Origin of the sequence: Sphingopyxis sp. C-1, assembly GCF_001047015.1 — a bacterium.
In the GTDB taxonomy this organism is placed as follows: domain Bacteria; phylum Pseudomonadota; class Alphaproteobacteria; order Sphingomonadales; family Sphingomonadaceae; genus Sphingopyxis.
Map to the genome: position 1 here is coordinate 556,300 of NZ_BBRO01000001.1, position 20,887 is coordinate 577,186.

At 64.1% G+C, this 20,887-nt stretch carries 16 protein-coding genes; 13 read left to right on the forward strand and 3 right to left on the reverse strand.

Going from position 1 to position 20,887, the window contains the following annotated elements:
* Positions 1 to 195: 195 nt before the first annotated feature.
* From SC1_RS02520 to SC1_RS02560, 9 genes are all read left to right on the forward strand, one after another.
* The gene (locus tag SC1_RS02520) at positions 196 to 2,946 is read left to right on the forward strand and encodes a TonB-dependent receptor (RefSeq protein WP_202966775.1); all 2,751 of its coding nucleotides are present in this window, start codon (positions 196 to 198) and stop codon (positions 2,944 to 2,946) included.
* Between the two features lie 59 nt (positions 2,947 to 3,005).
* Positions 3,006 to 4,514: a tryptophan halogenase family protein gene (locus SC1_RS02525; RefSeq protein WP_083435635.1), complete on the forward strand. Its 1,509-nt coding sequence runs from the start codon at positions 3,006 to 3,008 to the stop codon at positions 4,512 to 4,514.
* Positions 4,511 to 6,304, forward strand: coding sequence for an alpha-amylase family glycosyl hydrolase (locus SC1_RS02530; protein ID WP_083435636.1), 1,794 nt, complete (start codon positions 4,511 to 4,513; stop codon positions 6,302 to 6,304). The genes SC1_RS02525 and SC1_RS02530 overlap by 4 nt, the downstream gene beginning before the upstream one ends.
* Before the next feature lie 12 nt (positions 6,305 to 6,316).
* Positions 6,317 to 7,960 (forward strand): alpha-glucosidase, encoded by a 1,644-nt coding sequence (locus tag SC1_RS02535; protein ID WP_083435637.1) that lies wholly within the window; start codon positions 6,317 to 6,319, stop codon positions 7,958 to 7,960.
* Positions 7,960 to 9,990, forward strand: a complete 2,031-nt coding sequence (locus SC1_RS02540) for a glycoside hydrolase family 97 protein (protein WP_062177165.1) — start codon at positions 7,960 to 7,962, stop codon at positions 9,988 to 9,990. Before SC1_RS02535 ends, SC1_RS02540 begins: the two co-directional genes overlap by 1 nt.
* 56 nt (positions 9,991 to 10,046) lie before the next feature.
* On the forward strand, positions 10,047 to 10,661 hold the full coding sequence (locus SC1_RS02545) for a glutathione S-transferase (protein ID WP_062177168.1): 615 nt from the start codon (positions 10,047 to 10,049) through the stop codon (positions 10,659 to 10,661).
* A gap of 245 nt (positions 10,662 to 10,906) precedes the next feature.
* Entirely contained in the window at positions 10,907 to 11,212 is a 306-nt protein-coding gene (locus SC1_RS02550) for a zf-TFIIB domain-containing protein (protein ID WP_062177171.1), read from the forward strand.
* 112 nt (positions 11,213 to 11,324) lie between these two features.
* A complete protein-coding gene (locus SC1_RS02555; protein WP_062177173.1) occupies positions 11,325 to 13,598 on the forward strand; it encodes an FdhF/YdeP family oxidoreductase in 2,274 nt (757 codons plus the stop codon).
* Positions 13,599 to 13,606: 8 nt separating this feature from the next.
* On the forward strand, positions 13,607 to 14,239 hold the full coding sequence (locus tag SC1_RS02560; RefSeq protein WP_062177176.1) for a DUF1345 domain-containing protein: 633 nt from the start codon (positions 13,607 to 13,609) through the stop codon (positions 14,237 to 14,239).
* Here the strand turns inward: SC1_RS02560 and SC1_RS02565 are convergent.
* Both SC1_RS02565 and fdhD read right to left on the reverse strand, forming a co-directional pair.
* Positions 14,234 to 14,743, reverse strand: a complete 510-nt coding sequence (locus SC1_RS02565; protein ID WP_062177179.1) for a molybdenum cofactor guanylyltransferase — start codon at positions 14,741 to 14,743, stop codon at positions 14,234 to 14,236. The genes SC1_RS02560 and SC1_RS02565 overlap by 6 nt on opposite strands.
* On the reverse strand, positions 14,740 to 15,561 hold the full coding sequence (gene fdhD / locus SC1_RS02570) for a formate dehydrogenase accessory sulfurtransferase FdhD (RefSeq protein ID WP_238586539.1): 822 nt from the start codon (positions 15,559 to 15,561) through the stop codon (positions 14,740 to 14,742). The genes SC1_RS02565 and fdhD overlap by 4 nt, the downstream gene beginning before the upstream one ends.
* 738 nt (positions 15,562 to 16,299) lie before the next feature.
* Between fdhD and SC1_RS22045 the strand changes: the two genes are divergently transcribed.
* The gene (locus SC1_RS22045) at positions 16,300 to 16,626 is read left to right on the forward strand and encodes a hypothetical protein (protein ID WP_062177183.1); all 327 of its coding nucleotides are present in this window, start codon (positions 16,300 to 16,302) and stop codon (positions 16,624 to 16,626) included.
* A gap of 284 nt (positions 16,627 to 16,910) precedes the next feature.
* Here the strand turns inward: SC1_RS22045 and SC1_RS02580 are convergent, their stop codons facing one another.
* Positions 16,911 to 17,825 (reverse strand): LysR family transcriptional regulator, encoded by a 915-nt coding sequence (locus SC1_RS02580; protein ID WP_062183422.1) that lies wholly within the window; start codon positions 17,823 to 17,825, stop codon positions 16,911 to 16,913.
* Positions 17,826 to 17,913: 88 nt separating this feature from the next.
* Here SC1_RS02580 and SC1_RS02585 point away from each other — a divergent pair, with 88 nt between their 5' ends.
* From SC1_RS02585 to SC1_RS02595, 3 genes are all read left to right on the forward strand, one after another.
* Positions 17,914 to 18,948, forward strand: coding sequence for an aldo/keto reductase (locus SC1_RS02585; protein WP_062183426.1), 1,035 nt, complete (start codon positions 17,914 to 17,916; stop codon positions 18,946 to 18,948).
* Between the two features lie 13 nt (positions 18,949 to 18,961).
* Positions 18,962 to 20,125 (forward strand): MFS transporter, encoded by a 1,164-nt coding sequence (locus SC1_RS02590; protein WP_062177186.1) that lies wholly within the window; start codon positions 18,962 to 18,964, stop codon positions 20,123 to 20,125.
* A 73-nt stretch (positions 20,126 to 20,198) separates the two neighbouring features.
* Positions 20,199 to 20,858 (forward strand): MOSC domain-containing protein, encoded by a 660-nt coding sequence (locus SC1_RS02595; RefSeq protein ID WP_062183429.1) that lies wholly within the window; start codon positions 20,199 to 20,201, stop codon positions 20,856 to 20,858.
* Positions 20,859 to 20,887: the final 29 nt, after the last annotated feature.

The following is a 20,887-nucleotide window of genomic DNA, read 5'->3' on the forward strand; positions in this document are numbered from 1 at the left end:
TTGTATTTCTGCGACAGGGCGCAGCGCTGCATATTATGCGTATACGTATACCCTATGGCGGCGCGTCGTGATTGGTTTCAATTGCGAGGCTCAAGATGGGAAAGCCCACGTGTCGGAGAGGAGCCTGACGGACGCATCGCGTCCCCCTCCCGGTGCATGAGTTAAGACCACCCGTCCGTGCCAGGGGAGCCAGATATGACCATGTCGACAAATCTTCGCCGAGGTGCCAGCGCCATCGCGCTCGGCTTCGCCTTGACCGCATTGCTGCCTGCCGCCGCGATGGCGCAGGATGCCGGTACGGCGCCCGTCGACGAAGCGCCCGCCGAAGGCGAGATCGTCGTCAGCGGTATCCGCGGGGCGATCAACAATTCGGTCCAGGCAAAGAAGGCGAACACCTCGATCGTCGAGGTCGTCTCGGCCGAAGACATCGGCAAGCTGCCCGACCTGTCGATCGCGGAATCGCTGTCGCGCCTGCCGGGTCTCGCGACCCAGCGCCTCGACGGCCGTGCCAATGTCGTGTCGATCCGGGGCCTCGCCCCTGATTTCACCACAACCTTGCTCAACGGCCGCGAACAGGTTTCGGCGAGCAACAACCGCGGCGTCGAGCTGGACCAATATCCGTCCGAATTGCTGAACGGAGCCATCGTCTACAAGACCCCCGACGCGTCGCTGATCGGGCAGGCGATCGGCGGCACGATCGACATGCGGACGGTGCGGCCGCTCGCCTATGGCAAGCGCGCGATCGCCGCGGGCGCGCGTTTCGAGATCAACGATCTCGGCAAACTCAATCCCGACATCTCGAACAAGGGTTATCGCGCCAATATCTCCTACATCGACCAGAATGCCGACGGCACGCTCGGCTGGGCGATCGGTTACGCGCGCATGCAGTCGCCGACCGCCGAGGAACGCTTCAACGCGTGGGGCTATCCCGAGGCGACCGACGGCACGAACACCGCCTTCATCATTGGCGGTGCCAAGCCCTATGTGAAATCGAACGAGTTGAAGCGCGACGGCGTGATGGCGGTCGTCGAATGGGAACCGAGCGACAAGTTCCACACGACGATCGACGGCTATTGGTCGAAGTTCAAGGATGAACAGCGCCTGCGCGGCATCGAATTCCCGCTCTTCTGGGGCAATTCGACGCTGCAGCCCGGCTTCACCATTGAGGACGGGCTGGTGACGAAGGGCGTCTGGACGGGGACCGAGGCGGTGATGCGCAACGACGTCGTCCATCGCGACTCGACGATCATCGCCGGCGGCTGGAACGCGCAGTTCAAGCCGAATGAGAAACTGACGCTCGAACTCGACCTTGGCTATTCGCGGATCAAGAAGACCGAGGAAAATCTCGAAATCTATCTCGGCACCGGCCGCGGACAGGGCGTCGGTGCGCGCGAAACGGCGCTGGGCTTCGAAATGCGCCCGAACGGCGGGATCATGTTCGATCCGTCGCTCGACTATTCCGATCCCAACCTGTTCGTGATCACCGATCCGCAGGGCTGGAACAGCTGCGGCGGCGCGGTTCCCAACTGCCAGGACGGCTTCGTCAACACGCCGCGCGTCAAGGATCAGCTAAAATCGCTGCGCCTGCAGGCGACGCAGGAACTTGACGGTGTACTCAGCAGCATCCGCGTCGGCGCTAATTATTCGGACCGCAAGAAGAGCCTCGACGACCGCGGCTTCGTGCTGACCAGCAAGAATTATCCGGCGAACACGCCCGTGCCCGCCGATTATCTCTACGACCCGGTGTCGCTCGATTTCATCGGGATCCCCGGCATGGTCGCATTCGATAGCTGGCGCTTTTACAATGACGATAACTATAATCTGACCGACGGTGCAGGCTTCGATCCGGCGCGCGTATTCAACGACTATACGATCCGCGAAAAGGTGCTGACCGGCTTCGTCCAGGCGAATTTCGACGCCGATGCGGGCAGCACCCCGATCCGCGGCAATGTCGGCGTTCAGATCGTCCACTCGGATCAGACGGGCTCCAGCTTCTATGCGCAGGTCGTCGGCGGCGTGACCCAGTCGACGCCGGTCACCGACGGCACCAAATATACCGACATCCTGCCCAGCCTGAACCTGTCGGTCGAGTTCGCCGACAATACCTTCCTGCGTTTCGGTGCCGCGCGCGTTCTGGCGCGGGCGCGCATGGACCAGTTGAAGCCCGGCGGCGGCGTCAATTTCGACACGTCGAAGCGCAACAACACCGACGTCAACGCCTCGCCCTGGTCACTCGACCTCGGCAACGCAAAGCTGCGTCCGCTGATGGCCGACACGGTCGATATCGGGCTTGAGAAATATTTCGGCCAGGGCGGCTATGTCTCGATCGGCGGCTTCTACAAATATCTCGAAAATTACATCTATCGTCAGGTCAATCCGTTCGACTTCACCGACTTCGAGGTTCCCGACGGCGGAACGGTGGGCACGCGGGCGGGTCTCAGCAAGCAGTGGCTGAACGGTAATGCCGGGCGCGTTTATGGTGCCGAAGCGTCCTTCTCGCTGCCCTTCGCCAACTTCACCCAATCGCTCGACGGCTTCGGGGTGCTCGGCAGCGCCTCTTATACCAAGAGCCGCGTGCGCGAGGGCGGGGAGGACCCGATCTCGATGCCCGGCCTGTCGAAATGGGTCCTGAACGGGACCGCCTATTTCGAGAAAGCGGGCTTCCAGGTGCGTGCATCAGGTCGCTACCGTTCGAAATTCCTCGCGGAAGTCTCGACGATCAGCCTCGCCCGCGACATGTTCATGGCCAAGAGCGAGTTCGTCGTCGACGCACAGGTTGGTTACACCTTCCAGAGCGGCGCGCTCGAAGGGCTGGGCATCCTGTTGCAGGCATCGAACCTCACCAACGAGCCCTTCGTGACCTATTACAACAATGACCCGCGCCAGATCCGCGATTATCAGAATTATGGTCGCAACTTGATGGCCGGTATCACTTACAAGTTCTGACGGGATGAGCGGGCCGGCGGACACGTCCGGCCCGCTTCCGGACGAGAGGAAGGAACAGGGTGGGCGACAGTCGCATCACGAAGGTCGTCATCGTCGGCGGCGGCACCGCAGGCTGGATGGCCGCCGCGGCGCTGTCGCGGACGATCGACAATCTGTCGATCCGGCTGGTCGAAAGCGACGAAATCGGCACCGTCGGGGTTGGCGAGGCGACGATTCCCGCAATCCGTCTGTTCAACGCGCTGGTCGGCATCGACGAGAATGAATTCATCCGCGAAACGGGCGGGACGTTCAAACTCGGGATCCAGTTCCACGACTGGGGCCGGCTCGGCGATGTCTATATGCACGCCTTCGGGCAGATTGGGCGCAGCCTGGGAATGCTGCCGTTCCAGCAATATTGGCTCCGCGGCCGGAACGAAGGTGTCGCGGGCCGCCTCGGCGATTATTCGCTTAACGAAACCGCGGGGCGCCAGAGCCGCTTTGCCCGGCTGCCGCAGATCCCGAATACGAGCCTCGACGGCATCGCTTATGCCTTTCATTTCGATGCTGCGCTTTATGCCGCCTATCTGCGCAAGCTCGCCGAAGCCGCCGGGGTTCGACGCACCGAAGGCAAGATCGCCCGTGTCCGCAAGGACGGTGATAGCGGCCATGTCCAAGCCGTCGTGCTGGAAGACGGCACCGCGATCGAAGGCGAGCTTTTCATCGACTGTTCGGGCTTTCGCGCGCTGCTGATCGAGGGGGCGCTCGAAACCGGCTTCGAGGACTGGACACACTGGCTTCCCTGCGACCGTGCGATCGCGGTGCCGAGTGAAAATCCGGGCCCGGCGCGGCCTTATACGCAGGCGATCGCGCACAAGTCCGGCTGGCAGTGGCGCATCCCGCTCCAGCACCGGACGGGTAACGGCCATGTCTTTTGCAGCGACTTCGTCAGCGAGGACGAAGCGACGGCGATCCTGCTCGCCAATGTCGAAGGCCGCCCTCTCGCCGAGCCGCGAACGCTTCGCTTCCGCACCGGGATGCGCAAGCAGGCCTGGAATAGAAATGTCGTCGCATTGGGCCTCGCCTCAGGTTTCCTCGAACCGCTCGAATCGACGAGCATCCATTTGATCCAGAATGGCATCGCCAAATTGCTCGCGCACTTCCCCGATCGCGATTTCGATGCCGCCAATATCGATGCCTATAACCGGCGCGTGCGCTTTGATTACGAACGCATCCGCGACTTCGTCATCCTCCACTATCATGCCAACCAGCGCACCGACTCGCCCTTCTGGATCCGCTGCCGCGAGATGGCGATTCCGGAGACGTTGGCGCGAAAGATCGAGCTTTTTCGGAGCCAGGGCCAGATCGTTCGCGAAGGCGACGAACTGTTCGTCGAGATCGGCTGGTTCCAGGTGCTGACCGGCCAGAATATCATGCCGGAGAGCTATCATCCGATGGCCGATCAACTCACCCGCGACGAACTGGCGGGCTTTTTCGCCGACATCGAAACGATCGTCGCGCGCGCGGCGTCGCAACTACCCCGCCACGACGATTTCATCGCGCAACATTGCGCGGCAGGAGTGCCCGCATGAGCTTGCTCGCATCGATCATCGCGCTGAGCCTGTCGGGCGCTGCGCCCGCCGCGGATTACCGCCAGCGCCCGCCCGAGGACGAGATCATCTATTTCGTCCTTCCCGACCGCTTCGAGAATGGGGACGCACGGAATGACCGCGGCGGACTGAAGGGCGACCGGCTCCGGACCGGCTATGACCCGACCGCCAAGGGTTTCTTCCACGGCGGCGACCTTGCGGGGCTGACCAAGCGGCTCGATTATATCCAGGGCATGGGGACGACCGCGATCTGGTTCGCGCCGATCTTCAAGAACAAGCCCGTACAGGGGCCGAAGGGCGACGAGAGCGCGGGCTATCACGGCTATTGGGTCACCGACTTCACGCAGGTCGACCCGCATTTCGGCACCAACGCCGAGTTCAAGGCCTTTGTCGACGCGGCGCACGCGCGCGGGATGAAGGTCTATATGGATATCATCGCCAACCACACCGCCGACGTCATCACCTACAAAGAAAATGCCCCCGGAGGCTTCCGCTACCGCAGCCTCGCCGACTATCCCTACTCGCGGCGCGGCGGCGTGAAGGGTGCGCCGATCAATCCGGGCTTCGCGGGCGATCATGTCGCCGATGCCGAGAACTGGAAAAAGCTGACCGACCCGGCGTTCGCCTACACGCCCCTCGTCCCGAAGGGCGAGGAGCGGGTGAAGGTCCCCGCCTGGCTCAACGACCCGATCTATTATCACAACCGCGGCAACAGCGACTGGGTCGGGGAATCGGCACTCTATGGCGATTTTGCCGGGCTCGACGACCTTGCGACCGAACATCCGCGCGTCGTCGAGGGCTTCATCGATATTTATGGCCGCTGGATCGACGAATTCGGCATCGACGGCTTTCGCATCGATACCGCCAAGCATGTGAACCCCGAATTCTGGCAGGCCTTCGTCCCCGCTATGCAGGCGCGGGCGAAGGCGCGAGGCATTCCCAATTTCCACATCTTTGGCGAAGTCTATGTCGATGCCGTCGATCCGGGCGCGCTCGCCTGGTACACGCATGCGGCGGGCTTGCCCGCAGTGCTCGACTTTGGTTTCGCGCGCGCCGCGATCGACGCGGTGAGCGGGACGAAGGGCACCGACCAGTTCGCGCGTCTCTTCGACGGCGACGCGCTCTACAAGGGCGGGGCAGAGGCGGCGCTCGGGCTGCCGACCTTCCTTGGGAATCATGACATGGGCCGCTTTTCAATGTTCGTGAAAGCGGCGAACCCCGGGGCTAGCGAGGCCGAGCTGCTTCAGCGCGTCATGCTGGGCCACGCCATGCTGCTGACGCTGCGCGGGGTGCCGACGATCTATTATGGGGATGAGCAGGGGTTCGTCTCGGACGACAAGGATCAACTCGCGCGCGAGGATATGTTCGCTTCAAACGTTGCGGCCTATAACGACAATGACCTGATCGGCAGTGACGCGACGACCGCGATCGCAAACTTCGATCCCGCGCATCCGCTCTATCGCCATATCGCGGCGCTGTCCGAAATCCGGCGCAAGACCCCCGCGCTCACGCGCGGTGCGACAAAGGTCCGCGCCTTTTCGGAAAAGCCCGGCGTGCTCGCGGTATCGCGCTTCGATCCCGATACCGGCCGCGAGGTGCTGCTCGCCTTCAATACGTCTGCGACGCCGTTGTCGGCGAATATTGCCATCGATATGAAAAGCGCGGGCTTTACCGCGCTCCACGGCGACTGCCCCGCGGCACCCACCGCGCCGGGCAGCCTCCATCTGTCCCTCCCCGCCTTCGGCACGATCATCTGCCAGGCCAGCGAATAAGCGAAAGTGCGTGTGACGACGAACCAGCCCCTCGTTCAGGATCCGATCCCGGCCGCCACCCAGGCCCCTTGGTGGAAGGGCGCGGTGATCTATCAGGTCTATCCGCGCAGCTTCGCCGATTCGAACGGCGACGGCGTCGGCGACCTTGCGGGCATCACCGCGCGGCTCGACCATATCGCCTCGCTCGGCGTCGATGCGATCTGGCTTTCGCCCTTCTACCCCTCACCGATGGACGATTTCGGATATGACATCGCAGATTATTGCGGCGTCGACCCGATTTTCGGGACGCTCGCCGATTTCGACGCGCTGGTCGAAAAGGCGCATGCGCTTGGACTGAAGGTCACGACGGACCTGGTCTTTGCGCACACGTCCGACCACCACCAATGGTTCGCCGAAAGCCGCGCGGGCAAGCATGGCGACAAGGCCGACTGGTATGTCTGGGCCGACGCGAAAGCCGACGGCTCGCCGCCGACGAACTGGCAGTCGGTGTTCGGCGGCCCGGCATGGACGTGGGACGCGCGGCGCGGCCAATATTATCTGCACAATTTCCTTACCAGCCAACCGCAACTCAACGTCCATAACCGCGCGGTTCAGGATGCGCTGCTCGATGTCGTGCGCTTCTGGCTCGACCGCGGCGTCGACGGGTTCCGCATCGATGCGATCAATTTTTCGATGCACGATCCCGAATTGCGCGACAATCCGCCCGCCCCGCCATCGAACAAGCCGCGCACCCGGCCGTTCGACTTTCAGCAAAAAATTTACAACCAGTCGCACCCCGACATCCCGCTGTTCCTCGAACGTATCCGCGCGCTGACCGATCGCTACCCCAGCCGTTTCACCGTCGCCGAAGTCGGCGGCGACGACGCGCTGCGCGAGATGAAGAGCTTCACCGCGGGCGAGGGACGGCTCAACAGCGCATACGGCTTCAACTTTCTCTATGCCGACCGGCTCACGCCCACGCTGGTGCGCGAGGCGGCCGACGCCTGGCCCGACACGCCTGGCACGGGCTGGCCGAGTTGGGCGTTCGAGAATCACGACGCGCCGCGCGCGGTATCGCGCTGGACGCCCCCGGGTGTCGACCCGCAAGCCTTTGCGCGGATGAAGATGGCGCTGCTCTGTGCGCTTCGCGGCAATATCATCCTCTATAATGGCGAGGAATTGGGGCTCGATCAGGTCGAGATTCCGTTCGAGCTGGTCAAGGATCCCGAAGCGCTGAAGAACTGGCCGCTGACGCTGTCGCGCGACGGTGCGAGGACGCCGCTGCCGTGGGTCGCGGAGGCGGTCCACGCCGGCTTCTCCAGCGCCGAACCATGGCTGCCGCTCGGCACTGCGCATGCTGCGCTAGCGGTCGACCGGCAGGACGCCGACCCGCACTCGATGCTCGCGCATACGCGGCGGCTGATTGCGCTGCGCGCCGCGAACGCCGCGCTGCGCGAGGGCGCAAATGGCCGCTGGGTGGTCGAAGGCGATTTGCTCGGCTTCGACCGGGTCGCGGGCGGGCAGCATATCCGCTGCCTCTTCAATTTCGGCGCGGCGCCTGCGAACGTTGCCGCGCATACCGCCGGCGGCAAATTGCTGCTGGCGGTGAACGGCGCCGACGCCGGGCAATTGCCTGCCGCCGGCGCGCTCTGGCTCGAAATGAAAGACACGAACTGATGCGTAACCTGTTGTTCCTCGCCGCCGCCATTGCGGCCCCCGCCGCCGCGCAGGAAGCGCCGCTGACCGCGACCTCGCCCGATGGCAGCATCGTCCTCTCCGTTTCGACCGACAGCGATCAGCGCCCGACATGGTCGCTGTCGCGCAAGGGCAAGCTCCTCATTGCCCCGTCGAAGCTCGGTTTCACCCTGACCGACGGGATCGGCCTGCAGCGCGGCTTTACCATCGCGGGTTCGGAGCGGGCGAACGGCGACACACGCTGGGAACAGCCCTGGGGCGAACGGCGCTTCGTCCGCGACCGGCACAATGAACTGCTCGTGCGCTTTCGCCAGACTGAGAGCTGGGGCGGGCACGCGATGAATGTCCGTTTCCGCCTGTTCGACGACGGCATCGGTTTCCGTTACGAGCTGCCCGAACAGGCGGGGCTGAAGACCGCGAAGATCGGCGACGAGTTCACCGAATTCGATATCGCGCCCCACGGCACCGCATGGTGGATCACCGGCGGCGAGTGGAACCGGTACGAACAAATCTATCAAAAGACGCCGATCGAGGGCGTAGCGACCGCACACACCCCCATCACGATGAAGCTCGACGACGGAACCCATCTGGCGTTCCACGAGGCAGCGCTCGTCGATTATGCTGGCATGTGGTTCAAACGTGTCGAGGGGCGCAAGTTCCGCGCGACACTGTCGCCCTCTTCGCAGGGCCCGCGGGTGATCCGCGACCTGCCGTTCAACACGCCCTGGCGCACCATCCGCATCGCCGACAATGCGGCGGGCCTCGTCGAAAGCGACCTTGAACTCAACCTCAACGAACCGAACAAGCTTGGCGATGTAAGCTGGGTCAAGCCGATGAAATATATCGGCATCTGGTGGGGTATGATCCGCGGTCCGTGGAGTTGGGCCGAGGGCCCGCAGCACGGCGCGACGACGGAGCGTACGAAGCAATATATCGATTTCGCGGCGAAGCACGGCTTCGGCGGCGTGCTGGTCGAGGGTTGGAACAAGGGTTGGAACGGCAACTGGTTCGGCCATGGCGACGAGTTCAGCTTCACCGAAGCCTATCCCGATTTCGACCTGAAGGCGGTCACGGATTACGCGCGAAAGAAGGGCGTGACGCTGATCGGCCATCATGAAACCGGCGGCAGTATTGCGGTTTACGAGGCGCAGCTCGACGATGCGATGAAGCTTTATGGACAGCTTGGCGTCAAGGCGGTGAAGACCGGCTATGTCGCCGATGCCGGCGGGATCATCGCGCCCGGCGACACGCCCGGGACGACGCGCATGGAATGGCACGACGGCCAGCGGCAGGTGCAGCACCATTTGAAGGTCGTCCAGACCGCCGCGAAGTACAAGGTCGCGGTCAACCCGCACGAGCCCGTAAAGGACACCGGGCTTCGCCGCACCTATCCCAACTGGGTCGCGCGTGAGGGGGCGCGGGGCATGGAATATAATGCCTGGAGTGACTTCGGCAGCGGTCCCGACCATGAACCGACGCTCGTCTACACGCGGATGTTGTCGGGACCGATGGACTATACGCCGGGTGTGCTGAGCCTCGAGGGATCGAACAAGGCGCCGTTCGCATCGACCCTCGCCAAGCAGCTCGGCCTTTATCTTGCCATCTATTCGCCGATCCAGATGGCGGCCGATTTCATCGAAAGCCTGGAGGCGCATCCGCGCGAACTGGCTTTCATCAAACAGGTTCCCGCCGACTGGGCCGAAAGCAAGCTGATCGCGGGCGAGGTCGGCGATTATGCGATCTTCGCGCGCAAGGACCGGAACAGCGCCGACTGGTATGTCGGCGGGGTCAATGATGCGACCGAACGCACGCTGACGCTGGACTTCGATTTCCTGGAGCCGGGCAAAACCTATACTGCGACGGTCTGGAAGGATGGCGAGGGCGCGACCTATCTGACCGACGCGCGCCACCGCATCGCCTATGAAACGATCAAGGTGAAGAAGGGCGACAGCTACAAGCTCTGGCTCGCGCCGGGCGGCGGCGCGGCGATACGGCTTGCGCCAAATCGGTAAGCCTTCGGCGCGGGCCGTATTTGGCGATAGCGGGAGGGCCGTTTAAGGGACGGGCCATGTCCGATATCCCGATCCTCTACAGCTTTCGGCGCTGTCCCTATGCGATGCGGGCGCGCATGGCTTTGGCGGTCAGCGAGACGCCTCATTCGCATCGCGAGGTGGTGCTGCGCGACAAGCCGCCGGCGATGCTGGCGGCATCGCCCAAAGGCACCGTGCCGGTGCTCGTTCTGCCGGACGGCACGGTGATCGACGAAAGCCTCGACATCATGCGCTGGGCATTGGCACGGCATGACCCCGAGGACTGGAGCCCCCGCGCCGACGCGGCCCTGGTTGCCGAGTTCGACGAGGTCTTCAAACATCATCTCGATCGTTACAAATATTCCGGACGATATGACGCCGATCCGCTTGCGCATCGGGCTGCGGGCCTGTCGATGCTGGCAAGGCTGGATGAACGATTGGCGCGACATGATCATCTGGACGGGACGAACAGGGGCTTCAGCGACATCGCGCTATTCCCGTTCGTGCGGCAGTTTGCGGGGGTCGATGCGGACTGGTTCGCGGCCCATGCGCCGCATCGGGTCCGGGCGTGGCTGGCGCGCCTTGTGTCGTCGGAGCTGTTCGAACGCATCATGGCCCGGTTCACGCCATGGGCGGAGGCTGACGCGGGCTGAAACGACGGAGCAGGCGCGCGCCATTGTTGAATTCCCGCCGACATCGCTTATGTCAGCTATGCGGGCCGGGCCCCTCTGGCGATCCTTCGGGATCGTGATGTCGGACCGCATCGGGGATTTCCGATGCCGGCTCGACCAATATGCTTTTTCAAGCCGCATCATGTCCCCGATCCGATCATGATTGGAGACCATGCGATGACGCATCATTTTTCTGAATTTCCCTGCGAACATGGGGGCAGTGCGCGATGACCGGCGCCGCCGTTGGCATGCCCTGTCCGGCATGCAAAACCCCGCTCGCCATGTCCGATCGTCAGGGAGTCGAGATCGACTATTGCCCGCAATGCCGAGGTGTGTGGCTCGATCGCGGCGAACTCGACAAGATCATCGAACGTAGCGCGCTGTCGCAACCGGCAGCGCAGCCCGCACCCCAATCCGCGCCGCCGCCGCAGGGCTATCCCGCGGCGTCGCACGGGTGGGACCCGCACTATGGGAAACATCACAAAGGATATCCGAAACGGCGAAAATCCTTCCTCGAAGAGCTTTTCGACTGATCCGTGCGGCGGGGACGGAACGACCGTCCCCGCCGCTTTCCTGATCGTTGGCGGCCAGGTTAACACCAAAGACCGATGGATATGCCCGGGCCGCTATGCTTTAGTCGGCGACATGGCCGACAATGTCCCCCGGTATAAGACCTATAATAGCCCCGCCGGCGGCTGGGGCGCCGCAGCGGCGACCGCCAAGGTGCTGCTCGAACAAAGCGTCGTTACCAAGGGATCGCGCGCGCTGCTGTCGATGAACCAGCCGGGCGGGTTCAAATGCCCGAGCTGCGCCTTTCCCGACGCGCATTGCACCAAGAAGCTCGAATTTTGCGAAAACGGCGCGAAGGCGCTTGCGCATGAGGCGACGAAGTTCCGCGTCACGCGCGAGTTTTTTGCGCAGCATAGCGTCACCGAATTGATGGGGCAGTCGGATTACTGGCTCGAAATGCAGGGGCGGCTGACCGAGCCTATGCGGTACGACGCGGCGACCGACCATTATGTTCCTGTCGGATGGGACGACGCTTTCGCGTTGATCGGCCGACACCTCGGTGCGCTCGCCAGCCCGGATCAGGCCGAATTCTACACGTCGGGCCGTACCGCGAACGAGACGGCCTTCCTCTATTCGATCTTCGTGCGCGAATATGGCACCAACAATTTCCCCGATTGTTCGAACATGTGCCACGAACCGACGAGCCGCGGCCTGCCGCAGTCGATCGGCGTCGGCAAGGGCACGGTGATCCTCGAGGATTTCGACCATGCCGAGGCGATCTTCCTGATTGGCCACAATGCGGGGACCAACGCGCCGCGGATGATGACGCCGCTCGTCGAGGCACGAAAACGCGGGATTCCGATCGTCGCGGTCAACCCGATGCCCGAGCGCGCGCTGATCAAATTCACCGAGCCGCAGGACATCGTTCAGATGGCGACCTTCGGCTCCAGCGACATCACCAGCGAGTTCGTGCATATCAAGATCGGCGGCGACCTCGCGCTCTTGAAGGGCATGATGAAGGTTCTGTTCGAGCGCGAGGCGGCGGGCGAGACGCTGCTCGACCACGCCTTCATCGCCGAACATACGTCGGGCTTCGAGGCGCTGAAGGCCGATGTCGAGGCGCAGAACTGGCCCGACCTCGTCGCAGCGTCGGGGATCGACGAGGCGCAGATCCGCCGCTGCGCCGAAATCTACATCCGCTCGAACGCCACGATAATCTGCTATGGCATGGGCGTCACCCAGCACCAGCAGGGATCGCAGCTTGTCCAGCAGATCGCGAACCTGCTCCTCCTGAAGGGCAATTATGGCAAGCCTGGCGCCGGCATCTCGCCGATCCGCGGCCATTCGAACGTGCAGGGCGACCGCACCGTCGGCATCGACGAGAAACCGGGCCAGGCCTATCTCGACAAGGTGCGCGACGTCTTCGGTTTCGAACCGCCCCGCGACCACGGCCATCACACCGTGGAGTCGGTCGAGGCAATGCTCGCGGGTAGCGCCAAGGTCTTCATTGGCCTCGGCGGCAATTTCGTCCGCGCGGTGCCCGATACCGACCGCTCCTACGACGCGATGCGAAAGCTCGACCTGACCGTCGGCATCGCGACCAAGCTCAACCGCGGCCACCTCGTCCATGGCAAGGACGCGCTGATCCTGCCCGTCGTCGCGCGCTCCGAACGGATCGAGACCGCGAAGGGCGAGCAGTTCGTGACGATCGAGGATTCGATGTCGAACGTCACCGCCTCGCGCGGCGTGCTCGACCCGGCGAGCCCCGATCTGCTGACCGAGACCGAGATCGTCTGCCGCATGGCGATGGCGACATTGCCGGACAGCAAGGTCGACTGGGCCAGCTATATCGACGATTACGGCCTGATCCGTGACAAGATCGCCGAAGTCTATCCCGCGCTGTACGCTGGCTTTTCGGAGCGGATCAAGGCGCCGCTCGGCTTTCACCTCGACATTCCGCCGCGCCGCCGTGCGTGGGCGACCCCGAACGGCAAGGCCAATTTCCTTGTGCTTCCAGGGCTCGCGGTCAACGCGCCGGTCGACGATCCTGATATGCTGCGCCTTGCGACCGTCCGCTCGCACGATCAGTTCAACACGACCATCTATAGCTACAACGACCGCTATCGCGGCGTGTATAACGACCGCATGATCCTGTTCATGAATGCCGCCGATATTGCGGCGCGCGGGCTGGAGGCGGGCACCAAGGTCGCGCTCGAAACGATCGGCGCCGACGGCATCGCACGCCGCGTCGACGGGCTCACCATCATCGACTATCCGATGTCGCGCGGCTCGGTCGCGGGCTATTATCCTGAACTCAATCCGCTGCTGCCGCTTGCTTTCTATGACAAGACCAGCGGCTGTCCGGCAGCGAAGTCGATCCCGGTGCGCGTCGTCGGGATCGCGGGCTGACGCCGCCGATGGCTGTCGGCAAGCATATCGCGCCCGTCCGTTTCCTGATCTTTCCCGTCGTGCTGGTCGCCGCGCTGGCCGCCGCCCTCGCCGCGCGGATCGATCCGCGCGCGGCCTTTCTGATCGGCTTCGACGCGGCCGCATTCATCTTCCTGTGCACGGTGATGCCGCTGTTCGGTGCCAGTGCCGATCAGATGCGCCGCCGCGCCGAGAATAATGACGCGAACCGCATCGGGCTCCTCGCGATCACCGTGCTCCTCTCGCTCGTTATCCTGTTCGCGGTCGGCACGCTGATCGCGAGCCCCGGCCATCTGGGCCGCACCGACGTCGTCCTCATCGTCGCGACGCTCGCGCTCGCGTGGCTGTTCGCGAATATGGTGTTCACGCTCCACTATGCGCATCTCTATTATCTGCAGAAGGACGGCCGCGACCAGCGCGGGATCGAGGTGCCGGGGGTGCACGAGCCCGGCTATTGGGACTTCCTCTATTTCGCCTTCACGCTCGGCATGACGTTCCAGACGTCGGACGTCACCATATCGGGCGCGCATATGCGCCGCGTCGTGCTCGGCCACTGCATGGCGGCGTTCATCTTCAACATGGGCATATTGGCGTTCACCGTGAACGCCATCGGCGGATCATGATCCCGTCAGGCGGTCGAGGTCGGCGCTGCGGTTGATATTCGGCGGCACGAAGTCGCTCGTCACGGCGCGCGCGCCGATCCGCCGGGCAAAGGCCTTGACCGCAAGATCGCTTCCATCCTCCAGCATGACGCGAAGGTCGCGCAGCGCCGCGACCGGCCAAAGCCCGATTACCGGCTGCGTGCCCAGAAATGCCGGCGCGGGCTCCAGCAACGCCCGCAAATCATCGGGCAGGCGCACACAATCGACCGGCGCCGTCAGCAACTGATCGAACCCCCGATCCGCCGCATGGATGAGCGCCCCTGCCATGCCGCCGAGCGGCCCCATGTCGGGGCGCGGCCAGTCGGCGACGTCGCCGCGACCGACGACGACCACCGCGTCGCAATGCGGGCGCAGCGTCGCCGTCGCATGATCGAGCAACGTGCGCCCATCCAGCATCGCGAGCGCCTTGTCCGACCCGAAGCGGCTCGAACGGCCACCCGCAAGCACCGCGCCGAGCGTCCTCATATGATCATCCCGCGCGGATCGCTGATCACCAGCGCCGAGTCCGTCCGCGCCAGCGCGACCAGCGTCAATCCCGCCGCTGCCGCGCGCTCCGCCGCCAGGCTCGTCGGCGCCGAGATGGTGACGAGCATCGGGCATCCCGCGCGCACCGTCTTTTCGACCAGCTCGTAACTGCAACGCGCCGACAGCAGGATAAAGCCTGTCCCCGGATCGATCCCCGCGCGCGCCATCGCCCCGACCAGCTTGTCGAGCGCATTGTGCCGCCCGACGTCCTCGCGCACGATCCGGATCGCGCCATCGGGCGTACAGAAAGCCGCGGCATGGACCGCGCCCGTCGCGCGCCCGAGCGGCTGGTGATCGCCAAGCGCCGACAGCGCCGCCGCGATGGCGCCCCGGTCGGTGGCGATCCGCGCGGTGACGGTGGGCAGGGGGCGCAACACCTCCTCGATATTCTCGATCCCGCAGAGACCGCAGCTACTCTCGCTCACCCGTTTGCGCGCGCGTTCGAGCGCGATCGCATTGCGTTCGGGCGGCAACCAGATGCGCAGCGCCCAGCCGCCCTCGATCGCGTGCGCATCGACGCGGCCGATCTGGGTCGCCGTCTCGATCAGACCCTCGCCCAGCGCAAAGCCGATCGCATAATCTTCAAGGTCGGCTGGGGTCGCCATCATCACCGCATAGGCGATGCCGCCGACCTCGACCGACACCGGCGCCTCGACGGCAATGCTCCGCATCAGCGTTTCGTCGCCGGGTTCGGCAAGGCCCAGACGGCGGACGGGCAGGTCGATCTTTTCGCTGGTCATGATCGTACGATAGCTCATCGATATGGGCTTGTCTCAACCCGGCGATGCGGGGCGTGTCAGTTCGTCAGTAGGCGCTCGCTTCGGTGCAAGGGCCGCGCAATATTTCAAAGTTCAGGAAAGTTCAGCCCTATGAGCGCGCCGGTTTGCCGGTCGCGGAGTGCTGGATGTGCGCGGCACGTCCGATCATGGTCACCGGAAAGCCAGGCAGCGACCGTCTTTTTTCTCACCGAATGAAAGAGCCGGATGAAGGCTGGCACGGCCGGATAATGTAGGAAAGACCTATTTGAAGGTAATGTCTGTTTTGGGGTGGGGAAGCTGACTTCAGTGCTGAGAGCCAGTAAATGTCAAAACTAGCGCACCAACCACACCGGCGCCAATTGTTAGCCAATATGCCAAAGGCCGTCGAATGTCCTCATTGCGCCTTACTGTAGGCAATCTAGCGATGAGGAAAAAAGCGACAACGAACAGGACAAAGAGAACCCCATTGTCAAAACCTTGAAACAACCGCCACGCAAAATACCGATTTGCTACGGCAACCATAAATGCCGTCAACCATACGCCACAGATGAGTCGCTCATGGGCGGTGGGTGGACGAGGATCCCATTCAAACGCGCTCTGAGTCATAATCATAGATTACGGAGGACTCAGCGCGCACGCAATGTCCGCTTCTGGTCGAGAGCTGCCATCGTATCTAGATTAGCGGCCAGCGACGTAAAGGGAGTGGGAAGCGGACGGAAATGCATTAAAACTGGCGATATGAACATCTCGATCAAGATTTGCGTCAGCTTCCTAGTTTCTATGTGCGGGTTAGGAGTCATAAGTTGCTCTAATCCCGGTGAGAGGGATGAGGCCGACCAACTTAGCTGCCGCCAATATCTGTCGGAGGTCGGTTACAATGTCCTTGAAAGCGAAGAAGAGATCACCCGGGTGATGGACAATATTTCTGTTCCGAAGAACGAGCGTGCCTATTTCTGTCTTGGAAGCCTGGCCAAGCCCAGTGGAGGCTTTTGTTACTTGGCGATGCCTGCCGACGGAAGGCTGGACGGGGAATATACAGACTGTCCTTACGAACTGCTACGTTAGCGGCTCACCGTCGATTTCACTATGCCAAGCAGGCTGCACCCCAGCAGCATCTGCAACTTGTCCGCAATCGGTCGATTGCCGTCATTTCAGCCGGATCGGCTCCGAAGGGCTGAAACGGGGTGGAGGGCGGACATCCTGTTACACACTTCCGTCATCCCGGACTTGATCCGGGATCCCGCTTATTGAAGGCACTGGCACGCTTCACGAAATAGCGGGACCCCGGATCAAGTCCGGGGTGACGACGAAAGATAGGGCAGGTTCCGGTCGTTCCCTGACCACCAATCTCAACCTCCACGCCCCAGCCGTTCGACAAGGAAGTCCACGAACACCCGCACCCGCGCCGGCGTGTTCGCCCCGCCCGCGAAAACCGCGTGGATCGCCTCGATGTCGCCCGGATTATAATCCTCCAGTATCGGCACCAGCGCGCCGCTTTCGATCTGGTCGGCGATGCTGAACGCGCCGACGCGCGCGATGCCGACCCCCGCGGCGGCGAGCTGCCCCAACGTCTCGCCATTGTTCGCCTCGATATTGCCCCGCACCGACAGCGCGTACTCCCGCGTCCCGTCGCGGAACGGCCACACGGGCTCGGCGCGGCGGAAGTTGAAGTTCAGGCAATTATGATCGTGCAGATCTTCAGGGCTACGCGGCGTGCCGTGCGCCGCCAGATAGGTGGGGGAGGCAACGATGACGCGGCGGCTTTCGCCCAGCTTGCGCGCGGTCAGCGGGCTGTCGGCGAGCGGGCCGAAACGGATCGCGACGTCGGCCTGTCCCGCCGCGATATCGACCAGCCGGTCGGCAAGGCTGATGTCGACGAGGATGTGCGGATAGAGTCGCACGAACTCGCCGATCAGCGGCACGATCGTCTGTCGCCCGTGCGCCTGCGCCGCGCTCACGCGCAGCCGTCCGCGCGGGGCGCCCTGATCGGCGATCGCCTGTTCGGCATCGCCAAGGTCGGCGAGAATGCGCCGAGCGGCGCGCAGATAAGCTTCGCCCTCGGGGGTCAGCGTCAGCGCGCGCGTCGAGCGCAGCAACAGGCGCACGCCCAGCCGCGCCTCGATCCGGTCGATCGTGCGGCTGACCGCCGACGGCGTCAGCCCAAGGCAGCGCCCTGCGGCCGAAAAACTGCCCTCGGCGATCGTCGCGGCAAAGACTTCCATCGATCGTGCGCGGTCGCCGCTTCCATCCATCTTTGCGTTCATTTCAAAAATATTTCGCTTCATGCAACGCTACAACGGCCCAATGCGCGCGTCCATCTATGCGTTCGACACGCAATCGAAAGGGTGGATCATGGATTATCGCCAATTGGGATCATCGGGACTGCGCGTTCCGGCGTTGAGCTTCGGAACCGGCACCTTCGGCGGACAGGGACCGCTGTTCAGCGCCTGGGGCAGCAGCGATGCCGACGAAGCGCGGCGCCTCATCGACATCAGCCTCGACGCGGGAGTGACGCTGTTCGACACCGCCGACGTCTATTCGAACGGCGCGTCGGAAGAGATTTTGGGTGCTGCGATCAAGGGCCGCCGCGACGCGGTGCTGATCTCGACCAAGACCGGCTTGCCGATGGGCGATGGTCCGCAGGATTGGGGCGCCTCGCGCAGCCGGCTGATCGGCGCGGTCGACGCCTCGCTCCGTCGCCTCGGCACCGACCATATCGACCTGCTCCAGCTCCATGCGTTCGACGCCTCGACCCCGGTCGACGAGCTGATGGACACGCTTGCCACGCTCATCGCCGCGGGCAAGCTGCGCTATGCCGGCGTCTCCAACTATCCCGGCTGGCAGCTCATGAAGGCGCAGGCGGCCGCCGACCGGCTGGCCGCGCCGCGCTTCGTCGCGCATCAGGTCTATTATTCGCTGATCGGCCGCGCCTATGAAGCCGATCTGATGCCGCTCGCCGCCGATCAGGGTATTGGCGCGCTCGTCTGGAGTCCGCTCGGCTGGGGGCGCCTCACCGGCAAGATCGGCCGCGACCGGCCGGTTCCCGCGGGCAGCCGCCTCCACGAAACCGAACAGTTTGCGCCGCCGGTCGCCGAGGATCTGCTTTACCGCGTGATCGATGCGCTGGAGCTTGTCGCCGCCGAAACCGGCAAGACGGTGCCGCAGGTCGCGATCAACTGGTTGCTCCAGCGTCCGACCGTCTCGTCGGTGATCATTGGCGCGCGTAACGAGGAGCAGCTTCGGCAGAATCTGGGCGCGGTCGGCTGGACGCTGACGGCGGAGCAGGTGGCGGCGCTCGACGCCGCGAGCGACGTGCTGCCGCCCTATCCGCACACGCCCTACCGGCAACAGGCGGGCTTCGCGCGCCTCAACCCGCCGCTCGTCTGACAGGAAGCATCCCATGAAAATCAATTTCCCGCTGCTCGCGCTCGCGACGGGCGCTTTCGGTATCGGCATCACCGAATTTGCCCCGATGGGCTTGCTCCCCGATATGGCCGAGGGGCTTGGCGTCTCGATCCCCGCCGCCGGGCTGCTCGTCTCGGCCTATGCGCTCGGCGTCATGCTGGGCGCGCCGCTGATGACGCTCACCACCGCGCGGATGAACCGCCGGACCTTGCTGATCGGCCTGATGGCCATCTTCACGCTCGGCAATTTCCTGTCCGCGGTCGCGGGCGATTACACGACCTTGATGGTCGCACGCGTCATCACCTCGCTGAACCACGGCGCGTTTTTCGGCGTCGGCTCGGTCGTCGCGGCGAGCCTCGTCCCGCCCGAAAAACGCGCGAGCGCGGTCGCGGCCATGTTCATGGGGCTGACGCTCGCCAACGTCATCGGCGTGCCGCTTGCGCCCTGGGTCGGCGAAACCTTCGGCTGGCGCACCGCGTTCGGCATCATCGCGATCTGGGGCCTGTTCACGATGGTCGCGCTTCGCTTCGCGCTCCCCGACATTCCGCGTGCCGAGGACGGCAATATGCTCGCCGAGCTTGGCGTGCTGAAACGCCGCGCGGTGCTCGTCGCGCTCGCCCTCACCGCAATCGGTTCGGCCGCGATGTTCACCGTCTTCACCTATATCGCCCCGATTCTGACCGAAGCGACGGGGGCAGGGACCTTGTTCGTTACCGCGATGCTGGTGATTTACGGGCTCGGCCTGACCGCCGGCAACTGGCTCGGCGGCGTCTTCGCCGACCGCTCGATCGATCGGACGCTGATCGTCTCGCTCACCGGGCTTGCGGCGATGCTCCTGCTGTTCGCGATGACCATGTACTCGCCGATTGCCGCGGCGGTCACGATCTTCCTGTGGGGCGTCGCGACCTTCGCCATCGTCCCGCCGCTCCAGATGCGCGTGATGGAGGCGGCGTCCGACGCGCCGAACCTTGCCTCGGCGGTCAACATCGGCGCCTTCAACCTCGGCAATGCGATCGGCGCCGCGGTTGGTGGCGGGGTGATCGGCCTTGGCCTCGGTTTTCCGGCGGTGTCGATCGCGGGGGCGGGGATGGCGCTCGCCGGGCTCGCGATCGTACTCGCGACGCGGACGCAAAAAACGCCCGCGCTCGCCGAGGCCTAAGTCTGGCGTCCCAAGCCTCCTGCCAAAGTCTGCCAATTGCCATTTGCGCCGCTTGGCCTATGCAATCGCGGGCATGAAGACCCCGATTCTCGCTGTCCTGACGGGCAAGGCGCGCCCCTTTCGCGGCGACGAGCCGAGCGCGATAGGCAAGCTGCCGGTCGCCGACGCCGTCGCGGTCGACGCGATGGGGCTCGTCGGCGACGAACAGGCCGACCGCAGCGTCCATGGCGGCATCGACAAAGCGATCCATCATTATCCCGCCGATCATTATGACTGGTGGCGCGGTCAGCTCGGCGATGTGCCCCTGCTCGATACGGCGGGCGCGTTCGGGGAGAATATCTCGACCGCCGGACTCGACGAAAACAGCGTTTTTCTGGGGGATCGCTTCCGTCTCGGCAGCGCGCTTGTCGAGGTGACGCAGGCGCGCCAGCCGTGCTGGAAACTCGACCATCGTTTCGGGGCCAAGGGCGTGATGGCCGGCGTCGTGAAGACGCGGCGCTCGGGCTGGTATTACCGCGTGCTCGAACCTGGCACCGTGCGCGCGGGCGACGATCTTGAACTGGTCGAACGGCCTTGGCCCGAATGGCCGCTCGCGTCGCTCTTCGGGCTGCTGATCGGCGGCGAAGCGAAGGATCGCGTCGCCGATCTTCGCGCGCTTCGCGACGTGCCCGCGCTCGCCGAAACCTGGAAAGTGCGGCGCGCCAAGCTCGCCGAACAGTTCGGCGCGGATTAGGCGAGCTTGCCCGCGCGGCGGGCGATGCG

Bases quoted from the DNA above. Each gene is read 5' to 3' on its own strand.
- SC1_RS02520 (WP_202966775.1), top strand. From the start codon at position 196: ATGACCATGTCGACAAATCTTCGCCGAGGTGCCAGCGCCATCGCGCTC.
- SC1_RS02530 (WP_083435636.1), top strand. From the start codon at position 4,511: ATGAGCTTGCTCGCATCGATCATCGCGCTGAGCCTGTCGGGCGCTGCG.
- SC1_RS02540 (WP_062177165.1), top strand. From the start codon at position 7,960: ATGCGTAACCTGTTGTTCCTCGCCGCCGCCATTGCGGCCCCCGCCGCC.
- SC1_RS02545 (WP_062177168.1), top strand. From the start codon at position 10,047: ATGTCCGATATCCCGATCCTCTACAGCTTTCGGCGCTGTCCCTATGCG.
- SC1_RS02550 (WP_062177171.1), top strand. From the start codon at position 10,907: ATGACCGGCGCCGCCGTTGGCATGCCCTGTCCGGCATGCAAAACCCCG.
- SC1_RS02555 (WP_062177173.1), top strand. From the start codon at position 11,325: ATGGCCGACAATGTCCCCCGGTATAAGACCTATAATAGCCCCGCCGGC.
- SC1_RS02560 (WP_062177176.1), top strand. From the start codon at position 13,607: ATGGCTGTCGGCAAGCATATCGCGCCCGTCCGTTTCCTGATCTTTCCC.
- SC1_RS02565 (WP_062177179.1), bottom strand. From the start codon at position 14,743: ATGAGGACGCTCGGCGCGGTGCTTGCGGGTGGCCGTTCGAGCCGCTTC.
- fdhD (WP_238586539.1), bottom strand. From the start codon at position 15,561: ATGAGCTATCGTACGATCATGACCAGCGAAAAGATCGACCTGCCCGTC.
- SC1_RS22045 (WP_062177183.1), top strand. From the start codon at position 16,300: ATGAACATCTCGATCAAGATTTGCGTCAGCTTCCTAGTTTCTATGTGC.
- SC1_RS02580 (WP_062183422.1), bottom strand. From the start codon at position 17,825: ATGAACGCAAAGATGGATGGAAGCGGCGACCGCGCACGATCGATGGAA.
- SC1_RS02585 (WP_062183426.1), top strand. From the start codon at position 17,914: ATGGATTATCGCCAATTGGGATCATCGGGACTGCGCGTTCCGGCGTTG.
- SC1_RS02590 (WP_062177186.1), top strand. From the start codon at position 18,962: ATGAAAATCAATTTCCCGCTGCTCGCGCTCGCGACGGGCGCTTTCGGT.
- SC1_RS02595 (WP_062183429.1), top strand. From the start codon at position 20,199: ATGAAGACCCCGATTCTCGCTGTCCTGACGGGCAAGGCGCGCCCCTTT.